The sequence below is a fragment of the Treponema sp. OMZ 790 genome, from assembly GCF_024181285.1.
GTDB lineage: Bacteria > Spirochaetota > Spirochaetia > Treponematales > Treponemataceae > Treponema_B.
The window spans coordinates 1,889,136-1,905,678 of the sequence record NZ_CP051201.1 but is presented as its reverse complement, the minus strand read 5'-3'; the positions used below and the strand labels follow the sequence as shown (position 1 = coordinate 1,905,678).

General features: G+C 36.0%; 16 protein-coding genes. 7 read left to right on the top strand and 9 right to left on the bottom strand.

All coding sequences use genetic code 11. The features are described from left to right. Positions 1-200: 200 nt before the first annotated feature. Positions 201-722, top strand: coding sequence for a DUF2185 domain-containing protein (locus E4O01_RS09270; protein WP_253691914.1), 522 nt, complete (start codon positions 201-203; stop codon positions 720-722). After that, the gene (locus tag E4O01_RS09265; RefSeq protein ID WP_253691912.1) at positions 712-1,272 is read left to right on the top strand and encodes a flavodoxin; all 561 of its coding nucleotides are present in this window, start codon (positions 712-714) and stop codon (positions 1,270-1,272) included. Before E4O01_RS09270 ends, E4O01_RS09265 begins: the two co-directional genes overlap by 11 nt. 123 nt (positions 1,273-1,395) lie before the next feature. Here E4O01_RS09265 and E4O01_RS09260 read toward each other — a convergent pair whose 3' ends face one another. From E4O01_RS09260 to E4O01_RS09240, 5 genes are read right to left on the bottom strand one after another with little or no spacing between them, the layout of a single operon-like run. Then, a complete protein-coding gene (locus tag E4O01_RS09260) occupies positions 1,396-2,319 on the bottom strand; it encodes an ABC transporter permease (protein ID WP_253691910.1) in 924 nt (307 codons plus the stop codon). Further along, positions 2,303-3,070, bottom strand: a complete 768-nt coding sequence (locus E4O01_RS09255) for an ABC transporter permease (protein ID WP_253691908.1) — start codon at positions 3,068-3,070, stop codon at positions 2,303-2,305. Before E4O01_RS09255 ends, E4O01_RS09260 begins: the two co-directional genes overlap by 17 nt. After that, the gene (locus E4O01_RS09250) at positions 3,063-3,779 is read right to left on the bottom strand and encodes an ABC transporter ATP-binding protein (protein ID WP_253691906.1); all 717 of its coding nucleotides are present in this window, start codon (positions 3,777-3,779) and stop codon (positions 3,063-3,065) included. The genes E4O01_RS09255 and E4O01_RS09250 overlap by 8 nt, the downstream gene beginning before the upstream one ends. 19 nt (positions 3,780-3,798) lie before the next feature. Next, positions 3,799-4,356, bottom strand: coding sequence for an MptD family putative ECF transporter S component (locus tag E4O01_RS09245; RefSeq protein ID WP_253691904.1), 558 nt, complete (start codon positions 4,354-4,356; stop codon positions 3,799-3,801). Beyond that, positions 4,341-6,467: an ATP-binding cassette domain-containing protein gene (locus tag E4O01_RS09240; RefSeq protein WP_253691902.1), complete on the bottom strand. Its 2,127-nt coding sequence runs from the start codon at positions 6,465-6,467 to the stop codon at positions 4,341-4,343. Before E4O01_RS09240 ends, E4O01_RS09245 begins: the two co-directional genes overlap by 16 nt. Before the next feature lie 234 nt (positions 6,468-6,701). Between E4O01_RS09240 and E4O01_RS09235 the strand changes: the two genes are divergently transcribed. After that, on the top strand, positions 6,702-7,277 hold the full coding sequence (locus E4O01_RS09235; RefSeq protein WP_253691901.1) for a TetR/AcrR family transcriptional regulator: 576 nt from the start codon (positions 6,702-6,704) through the stop codon (positions 7,275-7,277). 11 nt (positions 7,278-7,288) lie between these two features. Here the strand turns inward: E4O01_RS09235 and queA are convergent, their stop codons facing one another. Continuing rightward, positions 7,289-8,332 carry a tRNA preQ1(34) S-adenosylmethionine ribosyltransferase-isomerase QueA gene (gene queA / locus E4O01_RS09230; protein ID WP_253691900.1) on the bottom strand — a complete coding sequence of 348 codons (1,044 nt, stop codon included), beginning with the start codon at positions 8,330-8,332 and terminating at the stop codon, positions 7,289-7,291. Positions 8,333-8,366: 34 nt separating this feature from the next. Next, a complete protein-coding gene (locus tag E4O01_RS09225; protein ID WP_253691899.1) occupies positions 8,367-9,269 on the bottom strand; it encodes an ankyrin repeat domain-containing protein in 903 nt (300 codons plus the stop codon). Between the two features lie 92 nt (positions 9,270-9,361). Here E4O01_RS09225 and amrA point away from each other — a divergent pair, with 92 nt between their 5' ends. Next, complete coding sequence (amrA, locus tag E4O01_RS09220) at positions 9,362-10,768, top strand: AmmeMemoRadiSam system protein A (RefSeq protein ID WP_253691898.1); 1,407 nt, start codon at positions 9,362-9,364, stop codon at positions 10,766-10,768. A gap of 9 nt (positions 10,769-10,777) precedes the next feature. On the opposite strand, the gene E4O01_RS09215 is transcribed toward amrA, so the two are convergent. Continuing rightward, positions 10,778-12,391 (bottom strand): ATP-binding protein, encoded by a 1,614-nt coding sequence (locus E4O01_RS09215; protein WP_253695204.1) that lies wholly within the window; start codon positions 12,389-12,391, stop codon positions 10,778-10,780. A 169-nt stretch (positions 12,392-12,560) separates the two neighbouring features. Between E4O01_RS09215 and E4O01_RS09210 the strand changes: the two genes are divergently transcribed. The 3 genes from E4O01_RS09210 to E4O01_RS09200 are packed head-to-tail and all read left to right on the top strand — an operon-like array spanning position 12,561 to position 15,159. Next, positions 12,561-12,983, top strand: a complete 423-nt coding sequence (locus E4O01_RS09210; RefSeq protein WP_253719235.1) for a hypothetical protein — start codon at positions 12,561-12,563, stop codon at positions 12,981-12,983. A 33-nt stretch (positions 12,984-13,016) separates the two neighbouring features. Then, positions 13,017-13,613 (top strand): shikimate kinase, encoded by a 597-nt coding sequence (locus tag E4O01_RS09205; protein ID WP_253691896.1) that lies wholly within the window; start codon positions 13,017-13,019, stop codon positions 13,611-13,613. A 49-nt stretch (positions 13,614-13,662) separates the two neighbouring features. Continuing rightward, positions 13,663-15,159, top strand: a complete 1,497-nt coding sequence (locus tag E4O01_RS09200) for an NAD(P)-dependent malic enzyme (RefSeq protein WP_253691895.1) — start codon at positions 13,663-13,665, stop codon at positions 15,157-15,159. Between the two features lie 134 nt (positions 15,160-15,293). On the opposite strand, the gene E4O01_RS09195 is transcribed toward E4O01_RS09200, so the two are convergent. Continuing rightward, positions 15,294-16,472, bottom strand: coding sequence for an ATP-binding protein (locus tag E4O01_RS09195; protein WP_253691894.1), 1,179 nt, complete (start codon positions 16,470-16,472; stop codon positions 15,294-15,296). Between the last annotated feature and the right edge of the window lie 71 nt (positions 16,473-16,543).

The following is a 16,543-nucleotide window of genomic DNA, read 5'->3' as shown; positions in this document are numbered from 1 at the left end:
AAGCCAAGAAGAAAAAGAGCCTTAAAACGCTTGCCACCATTTTTTAGCGGATCAAATAAAAATATGATTACAGGAATGAATATTCGACTTGATAAAATGACAAAATATGGGAAATACGGTATAATAAAAAATAGATTAAATTAGATGAAACTACTGAGTGTTTGATGCGAAAAGATGAATAATGGAGTATGGGGGAACAAATGGATAAAAAATGGAGTGTAAAAGTAGAAGATATGAAAGAACTTTTTCACTGGGATGAGCCGGAGGGCTGTTTAGCGACAGATAGAATTATGGTAGAGGGTGAAAAGGTAGGATATATGTACAGAGAATATCCCGACTTTGAAGGTGATAGTGGCTGGAGGTTTACTTGTGGGGACGAAGACGACGAATATATGAACAATCCAAAGAACTCCGGAATATACGAGTTAAATTCAGTCGCAAATAATGACGAAGATATTATTCCATTATTAGATTCTCCACTTGGAACAGCATTTTATAGAGATGATAGCGGAAAGTTTGTACAAGATCGGTTTAATATTCTTGCAAGACAGGAAATTGATGAAATTTTGTATCAACATAGTATTGAGAACAAAAAAGACTATAAAAGCAGATCTCCTGAAGAAATTGCACAGATGTACGAAGAGTTCAAAATTATTTGTGGGAAATATGAGATTTCTGAGGATGAAGTCGAGGAAATTATAGCAAGTATTTTTGGAGAATAATATCAAATCAGAAATTTTTGGGGATGAAAAGTATGCCAAAACCGAAGAAAAAGAAATAATCAAATTAGAAGTTAAGGAGGTAATTATAATGAGTCCTTTAGTTGTATATTATTCATATTCAGGAATAACAAGAAGATTGGCAGAAGATATTGCGTTGATTACTGATGGAGATTTGAGAGAGCTGAAGCCACAAAAGCCTTATTCATTCTCATATAATACAGCTGTAAAAGAAGCGAGAGAAGAAATCGAAAAAGGATACTGTCCACCTCTTGTTCAAGGAACGGAAACTATTGAAAATGCAGAGGTGGTTTTTATTGGCTCTCCTAATTGGCTTAAAACTTTTGCCCCACCCGTGCTATCGTTTTTAAGAACGGTTGATTTAAGTGGAAAGACAATCATTCCGTTTTGCACGCATGGCGGAGGTGGTTTTGGGAGAATGATTGAAGATTACAAAAAGGAATGTAAAAATTCAATTATTAAAGATGGAATAGCCTTAAAAGGAGATTACAGTTTTGATGAACTAAAAATATGGTTAGATAGTAATTTATAAATCCCAGTTTGTCGAAGTAAAACAAATAAATAAAACCACTAAAAGGAAGTAAAAGCAAACAGCCGATACTTCCTTTTTTTATGTCCGAATTAAGGCGTAAGAGATAAAAATAGAAAAATCCTATCATCTCCCCTTTTCAATCAACCTTATTCCAATTAAACCCAGTATAAGAGAAATTGACAGCATAATAACGATAGGTACTGTTTCAAGTTTTCCGCTTGTTATTGAATGCTGCATATAATACAAGGGCGAAATATGAGCTATCCTCTTCATCCACTCCGGCATATATTCAATCGGAAATAAAATACCTGAACAAATTCCAAGCGGAAAAATAATTCCTGATGATATTCCCCATATCAGTCCTTCATTTTTAATCAATCCTGCAACAAAAATATATATTCCCGTTGAAATAAAAAGTGCAACGGTGAATATAATTCCCAAATCAATTACATTGGATTTTCCGAAATCATAGTTTGCAAATTTGTAAAACGTCAAAATTGCAATCGTTGCAATCTCATATACAAACATAATTGCAACACTTTTTCCCAAAATATAGGTGCTTAATTTTGTCTTGGAGTTTTTCACCCTTAATAGTATTCCGTTTCCTTTTTCTTGGATTAAAACGGTCGCTAACAAACCTGCCGCTGTCAGTAATTTAAACAGCATCGTTCCGATTGAATAGTTTATGCTCGGTCTTTCCGTAAAGACTTCAGCATTTTTATCCGCATTTTCGATTAAAGGTATTAACGGATTGTTTTTTATGCTGCTGTAATATTTTTCAACTTCTCCATTACTGTTTGTCCGTATAACCAAAGTTCCTTGTGATATTCCTAAAAAATAATTTTTTTCTCTTTCGTCTATCTTCATCATTTTTATATTTGTTACATTCGGCGCTTTTTCTCCGATATATGCAACTGTCGGGACATTTGAATATGCCAAAGTGATACTTACAAGCAATATCATAAATATAGGCATAATGATCATTGAAACAATGAAGCCTTTTGTATTTCGTAAAACTTTGAAAGTAAAATTAAATGACTGTACCATTTTTTATTCTCCTTTCTATAAAAGCAATACATAATCCTGCAAATCCGAGAATGAAAGCAATCCAAATAACCAGCTCCCTTCCCGGATTTACATTGATCAAATTTTTGTAAATTAACTTATTAGCCAATGTCAACGGAGATATATACATCAAAACATTCATAAATTTTGTATTTGACAATACGGAAGTTAAACTTAAAGCTCCTCCGAAAAATCCCATAAACATAACTATCATTAAAATCGTATTTGAAAGCATTGCCCTATTTTGAACTATTAAGCCTATCAAAATTCCAAAAAGCATACTGACTGTCGGCATACTTAAAAGAATTAAAGTTGACTGTAAAGGTGTTTGCATATCAAAAATTATAGCAAATAAAATTAGATTGAAAACAATCATCACTACTGAAAATATATAGTGAGCAAAAAATTTAACCAAAACAAATTTTCGCTTATCTACAATCCTATCCCAAATATGAAGTCTTCTTTCCTCAAATACACTCAGTCCAATCAAAATCGATGCCATCAAAAGCATAAAATTGAGTTCACTCACCGCAAATTGTATTTTTGCATCTAAAATCTGTCCACTGTATAGAACGATTTCTTTCGTCGCATTTATCTTATGAGCAAATTCAGGGCGTTGCAATAGATAATTTTTCGTCCCTTCACTCATAATAAATGTGATGATAAATGGAAGTATCATGACAATGTAATAGATGGGATTTTTAACTATTCCCTTCATCTCTTTTTTAAGCATATTCACCGCCCCTTAAAACTTGCATAAACAAGTCGGAAAGATTGGATTTTTCGCGGCTTACTTCCGACATTTTATCAATAAGCTCCTTTGTATCTCCTTCAAGAATTAATTTTCCTTTATCCAAAAATATTATTTTATTACATAAAAATTCAACTTCGTCCAAATAATGTGAAGTATAAATGATATTTAAACCTTCATTTTTTAAATCTTTAAGATATTCTAAAATTTCACTTCTTGAAATCGGATCAATTCCGACACAAACCTCATCGCAAATCAGCAGCTTAGGATTGTGAACCAAGGCTGTTATCAGATTTAATTTTCTTTTCATACCTCCGGATAAGTCCTTTGCCATGGTAGAAATTTTTTCTTTCAAACCGGCTTTTTCGATTAATTCCAGACTTCTCTCTTTAGCATATTTTTTATCCATTTTGTAAGTTGAAGCAAAAAAGAGCAAATTATCCAACACGGAAAGCTCGGGATAAATTGCAAGTTCCTGCGGAACATATCCGATATCCCAAATACTCAAATCTACAAATTTCAAATCTCCCTGAAATGAAATATTTTTTGTAATACAGTTAATCAAGGTGCTTTTACCTGCCCCGTTAACTCCTAATATGCCGTAAGCACTTCCATTTAAAAACCGATATGAAAAATCCGTAAGCGCAAGGAATTTTTTATACCGCTTTGTTACCTGTTTTAATTCAATCATAACTATCTCCTTTTAAAATTTAAAAATGGTTTTTGAAAAACCGTTTTGCAATATTACTGCCGATAAAAGAAACAATGATAATAGTTGCTGCGATGCCGATCATAAATGGTATTGTTTTTAAATTTTGCATTTTAACAGCGTAATCTTCACCATACATTTGTTTTACCATTTCAAATTGTTGTTGCCTTGTAATGAAGTACGGAATTATTGTTCCTCCTACATAATGTGCAAGGATAGCTGCCGTAAAAGAAAGGCTTAATCCTTTAAATCTGTCCTTAACCTTAGACAATATATATTCGCCGATCAATCCGGCAATGGTCATCATTGCGATGTAATACGGCATAATTCCGCCTAATCCCCATATTACACAGTAAATTAATATAGCCCATTTCTTTTGAATTTTAGCACCGGTCAAAATAAAGGGCAAAGCCATAAATAAACTTTGTGCAATCGGTGAAATCAAGATTGTGTAAGGCGTAAATAAAAAGGGAAGCGGAATTAAATACATAAAACTGATCCCTAATACCGAAAAAGCCGCTGTTAATACTAAATCTTTAATTGTTAATTTGTTATCCATTTTATTTCTCCTATAAATAAAAATGTGTAAATCGCTATATATGTAATCAATAATATATAATCCATTAGTTTGAACTTGACCTGTGTCAATATTGTTCTTTTTTTGTTAATAATCATACCCTTTGTTTCAATTCCGCAAGATAAGTTTTCAGCACTTCTTATCAGACTGAAAACAATCGGCACGATAATAAAATTCCAAACAGCAACAGGACTTCTGTTTTTAATCAACTTTCTGGTTTTTAAACTCATATAGGCAATCGATGAGTCGTATCTCATCATCGGAAATAATCGAAGCAAAGATATAACCGGTATCAATATGTAATCAGTCAGTTTTATTTTTTCTAAAGATTCGATAATAGTTATAAGTTTTGTATTTGCCGTTATATTTTTTAGCGCATACGCGCATATCGTTCCTCTCATAAGAAAAATTTCGATAAATATTTGATAATATAATGGGCAAAGCATTTTTGCTTTAGCCAATAGAAAATAAAACATAAGCATTTTTACTAACAGCATATAGTTTTTGTTAAGAAAAATGATAATTCCCGTTAGCAACATTAAATAAACGGAACTTTGTTCTACCGGATAAAAAAATACCGCATTGGCAATCGTAAAAAATACAATGAGATTAACAACAGGATTAATTTTTGAAGCTGTATTATTTTCTTTGGTAATAAAAACATTTTCTTCTATCTTTTCTTTATTTAAAATTTGAGAAATCATCTGCTTGAAATCATTTTGAGTATCAAGTTTTTTATGCTCAATAATTTTTCCTTGTTCTAAAAGAATGTACTCATCGGCAACTTCCGATAATAGTTCCAAGTCGTGAGAAATGAGAAAGATAAATCTTCCTTCTTCTCTCATTTTTTTAATTAAATTGCATATAAGTTTCATTCGTTTAAAATCCAAACCGCTTGTCGGCTCATCTAAAACGATAATCTTATTATTGCTGATGTATGCTAAAAGAACCGCTAATCTTAAAACCTGCCCGCCCGACAGTTTAGACGGGTGTTTGTTTTCAAAATCACTCATATCAACCAATTCAAGAAGCGATTTTATTTCAAAATCCGTGAGCTGATTATTTTGAAGCAGTATTTCTTCTTTGACCGATCCGGTAACCATTTGATGATAGCTTTCCTGCATACAAAAATAAGACATATTTATTCTGTCTTTGGTTGAAAGAATCTTATCATTCAAGGTAAAAACGGATTTTTTAGATTGTATTAAACCTGCAATTAATTTACCCAATGTCGTTTTACCGGAGCCGTTTTTACCTACAATTGCCGTTACCATAGATGAGTTGATAGATACATGTACATTTTTTAAAATTGTATTATTTTTAATACGATAATTCAGGTTTGAAATATTCAGGTTATCTTTTTTTATGTCCGGATTTGCTTTTGCCGGTCTTGAAAAATTGATGTTTTGACTTCTTATTTCATATTTTTCATCATCGATTAACCGTCCGTCTTGCATTACATATACCGCATCGCAGATATCTTTTAGATACCCAACCCTATGTTCTGCAATAACTATTGTTACATTATTTTTTTTAAGCTCATTAATATGTCTTTTCAAGTTAGTTATTTCGTTTATATCTAAATTCGCCGTGGGCTCATCCATAACAATTATCTTTGGTGTTTTTATTAAGCTGCTTAAAATACTTAACGTTTGAGCTTCTCCGCTTGAAATATTCAAAATATTTTTATGCAATAATAATTGGGTATATTTTTCTTTGCATTCTTTCAATTTAACTTCTATTCGTTCTTTGCTTTTTCCAATACATTTTGCGGAATAGGTACATTCTTCCTCCGCATTTGAAAATAAAAAACTGCTTTTAGGATTTTGCAGTATGCTGGCTGTATAGGCAGAGTTAAAAGCTGCAAAACTGTTGTTGTAATCATAAAAGCGTGTTTTAAAAGTTCCTAAAGCACTTCCTTGAAATATGCTTGGACAAAGTCCATTGATTATTCTTAACAATGTTGTTTTTCCGCAGCCGCTCAAGCCGGTAATAATAACACATTCACCTTCATTTATCTTCAAATTTATATTCGTCAAAGATGATTTTTCTTCTCCATCATAGGTAAAATAAAAATTCTCAAACAGTATCATTTTTTTTGCATCCTATTATTCAATGAATATTTTTAATAATAAATTCATTGAAAGTGAATATATCATATTTTAAATAATTTGTCAATGAATTCTTACAATTTTATATTCATTGATTGATTTTTTTTAAAATAACTGCTATAATGGATACTGCAAAAAGTTTTTCTGGAGGATGTGATAAACAGCTCATCAGAAATACTGCCTCGCTGTTATGTAAAAAACTTTTCTGGAGGAAAAATGCCGGCTAATTTTACAAAAGAAGAACGGGAAATTTTAATACGGAAATTTTATGAGCAAGGATATGTTTTACTTAAAACTCATGGATACAAAAAATTAAAAGTTTCCGATATTGCCGCAGCCATCGGTATCGGAACCGGAACGTTTTATAATTTTTTTAAAAGTAAGGATGAATTTATCATTTGGCTCATCAAAAAAAGAAAAGAGGAAGCTTTTAACCTGTTTTTATCGCTGGCGGAAAAATTCCCGAAAGGCATACCCTTTGAAGCTATGGAACAATATTTGATTGATACTATTTCGCATTTCAATCTTTACCGATTACTTTCACAAGCCGAGTATAATAAGCTGCAAAAAAAATACGGCTTACTTGATAATAGGAATGAACAAACAAAGGAAAACGGAAAATTTATGATGGAAAAACTTGCGACTTCAAAAACGCTTGAAGACTTTCTTTTGTTTGCGGACGCATTTACAATAATTGTTATCGGCACTTCCGATTTGACTAAATTAAATCCGAAAGTTACCGATGAGGTAACTAAAAAGTTAATACACGCCGCATGTAAGATGTTGTATTAGTTCCTCACACCCTACAAAATCAGCATCGCATCCCCATACGAAAAGAATTTATATCTTTCTTCGACGGCGTGGCGGTAGGCATTAAAAATATTTTCCTTTCCGGCGAGGGCTGAGACCAGCATTACGAGGCTCGATTCGGGGGTGTGAAAATTCGTAAAAAGCTTGTCTATCAGTTTAAACTTATACGAGGGGTAAATAAAAATATCGGTAGCCTGATGCCCTCTTTTTAGTTTGTTTCTTTTTTCATCCCATGCGGATTCGAGGGTGCGCACGCTGGTCGTTCCGACGGCTATGATGGGCCTTCCTTCCTTTTTTGCTTTTTCAACAGCTTGTGCCGTTTCTTCCGAAATAAAAAAATGCTCGGTGTGCATCTTATGGTCTTCTATTCTTTCTGCCCTGACCGGAAGAAAGGTGCCGAGCCCGACATGGAGGGTTACATATTCAATCTCGATTCCTTTATCTCGTATTTTTGAAAGCACCTCCCGGGTAAAGTGAAGGCCGGCAGTGGGCGCTGCAATCGAGCCGTATATTTCGGCATAGACGGTTTGGTAGCGGTCGGCATCTTCTTCGGTGTCCTTTCGGTGAATGTAGGGCGGAAGCGGCATGTGGCCGTATTTATCGAGCCACTCGTCATCGATGATTCTGTTAAATTTCATACAGCGGAATTCGCTTTCGAGAGATATCTCGGACTCGATGATTTCGGCTTCAGTTCCGTCTTCAAACAAAAAGGTTTTTCCGGGTTTTTGACGTTTTGCTTTTTTTGCCATTACCTGCCAAAGAGAACCGTCCGAGCCCTTCATGGGATTAATCATTAAAAATTCGCACACTGCATTTGTTTTGCTTTTTGCATAAATGCGGGCATGGCGCACCTTCGAATTATTAAAAATCATCAGGGCATTTTTGGGGAGAAGATCTGGCAGCTCCGTAAAAAGGCGGTCTTCAAGTTTCCCGCTTTGTTTGTCTAAAATTAAAAGCCTGTCTCCGCCTCTTTTTTCTGAAGGCGATTGAGCTATGAGCTCTTCCGGTAAGTCAAAGTTAAATTCTTTTGTAAGCATAGTCTTCCATACAAGGTAAATTTTTAAAGTATTTTTAGTTTGTTTGTTCGCCGAACAAGGATAAGATTTTCTTATCCCCGAAAAGTTTTGCATATCCCAAGGCGGACATACCTAGGCCGTCTTTTATATTACAGTCGGCTCCGTGCTTTACAAGCATTTCCACGATATCGGCTTCACGGCGGCCTACCGAAAGAATTAGGGCTGTTTGTCCGTCCTTGCTTTGAATGTTGGTATCGGCTTTTTTTTCGAGAAGGGCTTGTACCGCCTCTCCGTATCCGATTTGAGCCGCATCCATCAAGGCCGAGTAGTTTCTGTCTTCCGCACAAAGGTTGATAGCGGCACCTTTTTCGAGGAGGAGCTCAAGCGTTTCTAAACATTTATTTCTTACTGCAAGAGACAGAACCGGCGTTCCGAGGGAATCCTTTTGTGAAGGGTCAAAACCTGCATCTATAAAAAGACCGACGATTTCTTTCTCGTTGTTTTTAACTGCGCGCACATAATTCGGAATAAATAGGGAGTAACCGCTTTCCAATAATTTTGTACGGGCTTGCTCTTTGAGCAGGTTTTCGTTAAAGCGCCTTTTTTCTACCTCAAAATAGGCATCAAATGATTTAATTGTCAGCATAACGAAAGAACGCAAAAAGTTTTTAGGCAGTTCAAGTTTTTCGTTTTCTTCCAGTACAAGAACCGGAAGGTTTAAACCTGTAGCATAGCCCGAAAAAAACATAAAGCCCAAATAGGCAGCCGGATTTTTACTGTAAATAAAGAGAACATGCGTAATGTTTTTCATAATATGGCGCGGCGTGTTTAAGTTTTCATCTTTCCATATCTCATCTTCATTGTATAAGGTTACATCGCATTCGTGGGATATGATTATATTTTTGATGGCCATCGCTGCGTCTTTTTTCTTTTCATCATAGAAAATAGCGACATTCATAATGGCTAAGTATATATTCTTATTCAAAAAAAGTAAATAGAATCAGAACAAATCTATTGATATAATTATAAAAACTATATTATAATGATTCTATGAGTAAAAAAGAACTTTGTTCAAAAGATACTAATTTAAAGGCTGCATATATTGCCCCTCATCCTCCAATTATAATTCCCGAAATAGGAAGGGGAGAAGAAAAGAAAATAGCTTCCACCTCCAAGGCTTTAAAGAAGATTGCTGAAGAGGTAAAAAAAATAGAGCCTGAAACAATTATCATAATAACCCCTCATGCAAAAATGCACCGAGGCGCTGTTACAATAAATACGGCTCCTATGATAGAAGGAAGCATGGCTCAATTCGGATGTCCGGATTTACATTTTTCTGCAAATAATAATTCCGACATAGTCAAAGGTATAATCAAAAAATGTAAAAAAATCGGTTTCCCATATGCGGCTGTAGATATGAGCCTCGATCACGGCTCCTTTGTTCCTTTATATTTTATAGCTTCAGAATTTTTAAATTTTTCTCTTGTTCATATAAATTACGGAATTATGCTGAGTGCAATGCTCGAAGAATTCGGTTCAATTCTTTCCGAAATTATAGAGGAAAAAAAATGCAAATCTGTTTTTGTTGCAAGCGGAGATCTTTCTCACCGGCTTCTTTCTACAGGGCCTTACGGTTTTGCTCCTGAAGGACCTAAATTCGATAAGGAGTTTGTAAGAATTATAGAAAAGGGCTGTCTTTCCGAATTTGCCGAAATGTCCCCTGTCTTGGCTGAAAGAGCCGGAGAGTGCGGCTTAAATTCTTTCTTGATATTGTCAGGCCTTTTATCCTGCTATGAATATTCTCAAGAGCTGCTTTCTTATGAGGGGCCCTTCGGTGTCGGATATGGTGTAGCCCGGTTTAAGGTTGAATCTATAAGGCAGGAAGAAGATGATGAAGAATCTGAAGAAGTTTTTAACGGAAAAAAGAAATTTATCTTGCCTGATTCTCAAACTAAGGACCCATATATAAAGCTTGCAAGGAAGAGTATTACCTACTATTTAAAGCACAAGGAATTTTTAAAACATAAAAGCATAAGAGGTATTCCTGCAGACAGGGCCGGTGTTTTTGTATGTTTGAAAAAAAAAGGAACGCTTCGCGGATGTATAGGAACAATTATGCCTACCAAAAGGACTATAAAGGAAGAGATAATTAAAAATGCCGTATCAGCCGCCTTAAATGATCCGCGTTTTCCGCCTGTCGATTTATCCGAAATGAACGATATTATCTGCTCTGTGGATATTCTTTCAGAACCGGAAGAAATAAAATCCGTTTCGGATTTGGATGTAAAGCGTTTCGGCGTGATAGTTTCATCAGGTTCCCGCACCGGGCTTCTTTTACCAAACCTTGAAGGCATCGATTCCGTGGGTATGCAGCTTGCCATTGCTCTTCAAAAGGGCGGTATAAGTCCCGAAGAACCTTATACTATGTACCGCTTTGAAGTTATAAGACATGAGTAAGAAGAGGTTTTAAATTTCTTCCTTAATCCATTCCCCGACGGTTTTTTCTTCAGGATCAAAACTGACACCTATAAGCACTATCTGCTTATTATCAGCCTTGAACCTTTCGGCATAGTTTTTCTCTTTTATTTGATTTAAAGCGGTTTTTGCATCTTCTTTTAGTTTAAACTCAAAGATATAAATTGCCGTGCCGGTTTTTACAACACAATCAGTTCTCCCCTTTGATGAAGGTATTTCCACCTCGACAAATTGTCCCATCAGGGCAAAGACAAGATAAATACAGATCTGATAGTTATACTCCCTTAAAGCAAGGTTTTCGTTACTGTCTTTTTTTACATTGCTATATGGAAGACTTGCCATTATCGACTTTAACCTCTGCATAAAATCTTCTACCCGTCCTGCAATAATATCCCTATAAAATTGGGCTATACAAAAAGGCCCTTCTGCATATACTACATTACAATAACTTGGGAAAAGATTATATAAAAATCCGTAGCGTACCTCATCGTTCGGGAAGCCCAATTTATAAAGCCGTACCAATTTATCATAACTCTTTATCGTTAGGTATCCTGCTTGAAACAAGATAGGTATTACCGAGCCTGATTCTGCCCTGTAGTCGGATAGACCTGATGCATCCATTTCTACATTTCCGTCAAGGTCGGGGATATTGTATGAATAGTTTTTTAAATAGTTTACCAAGAAGGTGGGAGTTCCGGTTTCAAACCAGTAATTACCCAGTTCTTTTTTTGCAAAGGCATTCAGCAAACTAAAGGGATTATATACATTTATACTGTTTTGATTAAAAAGATAGCCGTCATATCTTTGCTTTAGCATTAGTAAGATATCTTCATAGCTGCAAGCTTCTCTTTCCTGTAGAATTTTAATTTCAGGTTGAAAGGTTTTTTCAAGTTCTTCTTGAGTAATCCCGCAAATACAGCCGAAGTCTTCTTCCATGCTTATATCACGGAGATTGTTTAAATCGCTGAAAATACTTACCTTGCTGAATTTTGTAACTCCGGTTAAAAATGCAAAACGGATATATTGGTCGGAACTCTTTAATACGGAATAAAAAGCCTTTAACACGGCTCTGTATTCTTCATTTAATTTTTCATTTACACTCATTGTTTGGAGGAGGGGTTTATCGTATTCATCCACCAAGACGACAACCTGTTTGCCGGTTTTTTCGTAAGCGGTTTTTATTGCTGCTTCAAATCTTAGACCGAAAGCCGCAGTGTTTTCATGCATTATGCCGTATTGCTTTTCTATATTTTTAAGCAAAAAATTAATCCTTTCATTGAGATCTTCAATACCGCTATACTTCCCGACATTAAAATCCAAATGAAAAACGGGGTATTCCTGCCAGATTTCCCTTTTTTCTTTTTCGGCTTCTTCCAATTTCTCGATGGCTAAACCTTTGAATAATTCTTTTTGCCCTAAAAAGTATGCCTCTAGTGTTGAAAGAAGGAGACTCTTACCGAATCGGCGCGGTCTGCTTAAAAAATAAACACGTCCTGATGAAGCTAACTTATACACAAGTTCCGTTTTATCTGCATAGAGAAAATTATCATTACGTATTACCTTAAAACTTTGTACGCCTATAGGCAGTTTTCTACTAAAATCCATCATAACTAATAGTCTAGCATAAGCAGGATAGCTTGTCAATTATTTAGTAATTTAGTATTCTTGGCCGTCGAAATAAGGTTCCGCTTCTATTGAATCGAATGTGCTTATAGGTTATACTTAAACAAGAAAACTCGAGGAGCAAAAAATTAAAACTCGAAAATTTAAATTATTGATATTTTTTTTCTGTACCCTGTTCTGTGTTTTTTCGTGTAAGAGCCGCAGACTTGCCGAACTCTTGGAAACGCCTGAGGTTTTAATCGAAGAGAAGCCGGAAGACCCATTTTTGGGTGTTTATATTATGGACCTGCCTTCATCGCGAAGCGGAATTACAAGCTATTCTGTGGAATTTAAGGCCGATCAAACTGCAAGGGTTTTGCTTTTTAAAGAAGGAAGAACGGAGCCTGAAATTTCTTATGGCAAGTGGCTTATAGCAAAGGACGGAATTATTATTTTGTATTTTGAACAAAGTGTCCCGAGCGAATTTTTTATAAAAAATGCGGACGGCTCTCTTTCATTTTTAAACGCTCAAAGAAAGCCGTATTCCGGCGAATTGGGCGAGCTTCTTATTTTACGCAAAATTAAAAAGGATTAACTTAAACCAATTTATTTCAAAGGAAATATTTTAATGATTATATTTTTAATCGGAATGAGCCGGGCAGGAAAAACCGAAACAGGAAAGATTTTAGCAAAAAAATTAAAAGCCTCCTTTATAGACACCGATTCTTTTATGGAAGATCTTTACGATAAAACTATAAGAGAACTTTATAAAGCTCATGGAGAAAAAAAATTCCGAGTAAAAGAATTGGAATGCTTTAACAAAATAATCGAAAACTTTTCGTCCTGCTCCAATGAGAAAAACGCCGTTCTCTCTGGTAACGAAAACGCCGTTATCTGTGATGAGAAAAACGCTGTTGTCAGCACGGGAGGAGGTTATGCCGAAAACGAAATTCTTATTAAAAAACTAAAAGATTTTCCCCGAATAATTTTAATCGACACCGAGCCTGCCGAAATTTTTTATAGAATAAAAGCGGCTGAACACAAAGAAGGTTTTTATCCTGCCTTTTTGGGAGAAAATATTAAAGATGAAAAAGATGCGGAAGACCGTTTTTTTGCCGTATATGAAAGGCGGATAAAAATTTATCGAGAGCTGGCTTCATTTTCCATAAATCCGAAAAATCTTTCCCCGGAAAAAACAGCGGAGACAATAATTTCATTTTTGTAAATAAATTTACGGCTTGATAAAATTCGCTTCTTATGTTATCATTGGAAGTATGAAAAGCATTAATAAGGAGTTGAACTCCATTACTGAATTATTCCCGTCCGATTTTACGGATGATGAAAAGGCTCTCGCTAAGACGCATTTTTTAAAAAAGCTGTCAATTTTGACCCATACTTTTTACGGCGGAAAGCTCCAGACTGTCCCCAAATGCGGTTTATACGGGTTTAACTGGTTTAATGTTTGGTACACACCGGGCGTTTCTGCTGTTTCTACCTCGATCCGCGATGACAATGAAAAGTCCTTTGCTCTTTCCAACAAAGGTAACTTGGTTGCTGTTGTAAGCGACTCTACAAGAGTTTTAGGCGACGGCGACTGCACCCCTCCCGGAGGCTTGGGAGTTATGGAAGGCAAGTGCATGCTGATGAAATATTTAGGCGGCGTTGACGCTTATCCTCTGTGTATCGATTCTATTGTAAGAGTTGACGAAGAAGAAAAACGGGGCGTAAAGGTGGGAAAGCATGATCCCGACAAGATTATCGATTTTGTCAGAATGCTTGAACCTTCAGTAGGTGCCGTAAACCTCGAAGATATTCAGCAGCCCGATTGCTTTAAGGTTTTAGATACCTTGAGAGAGGTCTGCGAAATCCCCGTCTGGCACGATGATGCTCAGGGAACCGCCTGTATAACCCTCGCAGGTCTTTTGAACGCCATAAAACTTGCCGGTAAAAAAATGGAAGACTGTAAGATTGTTCTTTTGGGAGCAGGGGCATCAAACACGACAATCGCCCGTCTTATCTTGGCTGACGGCGGAAAGCCTGAAAACATGATAATCTGCGATTCAAGGGGCGGTTTACATTCCGGCCGCAAAGACATAGAAGAAGATAAACGCTACTACCGAAAGTGGGAACTCTGTTTAAAGACCAACCCCAAAAAGATAGAAACCTTTGATGAGGCTATGAAGGGTGCTGACGTTTTAATAGCTCTTTCTACTCCCGGTCCCAACACTGTAACAAAGGAGCAGGTCGCTTCGATGAACGAAAAGGCCATCGTTTTCACTTGTGCAAACCCCATCCCCGAAATCTGGCCGCATGAAGCCAAGGCCGCAGGTGCCTATATCGTAGGAACAGGCCGCGGAGACTTCCCGAACCAGATAAACAACTCGGTTTGTTTCCCCGGTATCTTAAAGGGAGCTCTTTTGGTAAGAGCCAAAAAGATTTCCGACGGAATGGCAATCCGCTGTTCTCACTCGATCGCAGACTACTCTGAAAAGAAGGGAATCAATCCCGACAATATCGTAGTTACAATGCAGGATGAGGATGTCTTCGCTGTTGAAGCTGCCGACGTTGCAATGCAGGCTATCAAAGAAGGCTTGGCCCGCGTAACCATGACATGGGAAGAAGCTTACGAGCGAGCAAAAAAAGATATCGAAGAAAGCCGCTCCTTGACCAAGATGTTGATGGAAAAGAACTTCATCAAAGAACCTCCTCAGGAGTTCTACGAAAAAGCCTTAGAATATGCCGTTGAGCAGATTAAAAAGAACAGAAAATAAACAGGCTTTTTTTAAAAACTGAAAATCTTTAGAAAATTCTATAGTGCAAAACCGTCTGAAACTTCAAAAGATTCGGACGGTTTTTTTATTGAAAACTGAGCATTGAAAACTATTTTAGAATTATAGTTCCCGGCCTACCAATCCTTCCATGAAATATAAGCACCGTGCTCGTCAGTTGCCGGAAGGGAAATATCTCCTGCGTAAACTACATTTGAGTTTTTTATTTCGCTACCGCTTATAGAGCAAAATTTCTTTATGGAGGAAAAGAATTTTTCGTTCATTGTGGCAGAAGATTTTATTTCGTATATTTTAAGAAGCGGTTTTCCATTTGAGATTGTTTCTAATATTAAGTCGATCTCAAGACCGTTGGAATTGCGCCAATAAAAAGCTTCGCTTTCTCTTCCTTTAAAAAATTCATTTTTGTAATAAGTGCTTATAATGAGGTTTTCAAAAATTCCTCCCCGTAAGTAGTGCGTACCTACTTGTTCTGCATTTTCTATTCCCAATAGGGAACAAACCAAGCCCGTATCATAAAAATAAAGCTTGGGAGATTTCACGAGTCTTTTTCCGTAATTTTTTGAGTATGGCTTTAAGAAAAAAATCAGACCGCTCGTTTCAAACACGGAAAGCCAAGAACGGGCAGTTATGACGGAGATCCCTGCCTCATTTGAAAGCTCTGTAAGGTTCAATATTTGTCCGGTTCTTCCTGCACAAAGGCGGATAAATTTATGAAAAGAAGATAAATCGTTTATGTTTTTTAAATCTCTTACATCCCTCTCAATGTAGGTTTTAATATAAGAACGGTAAAAATCTTGCGGCTGAGGTTTTTGGTCGTAAATACGAGGGTAAAAACCGGTAAATAAACATTCGTCTATATCTTCTATTAAAAGGCCGGCTTCTTTTAATTCTTGTATTGAAAAGGTTGCTATGTTTAAAACTGCACATCTTCCTGCCAGAGTTTGGGATATCGAGTGCATAAGTAAAAAATTTTGCGAACCAGAGAGGATATAAATGCCGGTTTTACCGAGTGAGTCCGTATGAGTTTGAATATACGAAAATAAATCGGGAACACGCTGCACCTCATCAAAAATAGCTTTTTCCGGGTAAAGGCTTAAAAAATACCGCGGGTCTTTTTGGGCTAACTGCCTTATATCCAAATCCTCAAGCGAAATATACTTCCAATCAGGGAAAAGGTATTTTAGAAGGGTCGATTTTCCGCATTGCCGGCAGCCTGTTAATGCAACTATCGGAAAAGAGGCTGCTAATTGCTTTAATTTTTTTATAATATGCCTTTTGACAAGCTTTTTTTTCATAAAATACCCATTTTAAAACCTTTTTTCAATTTGTTCTGTAAAAACCATGTAAATCGTATAGTTAATTATAT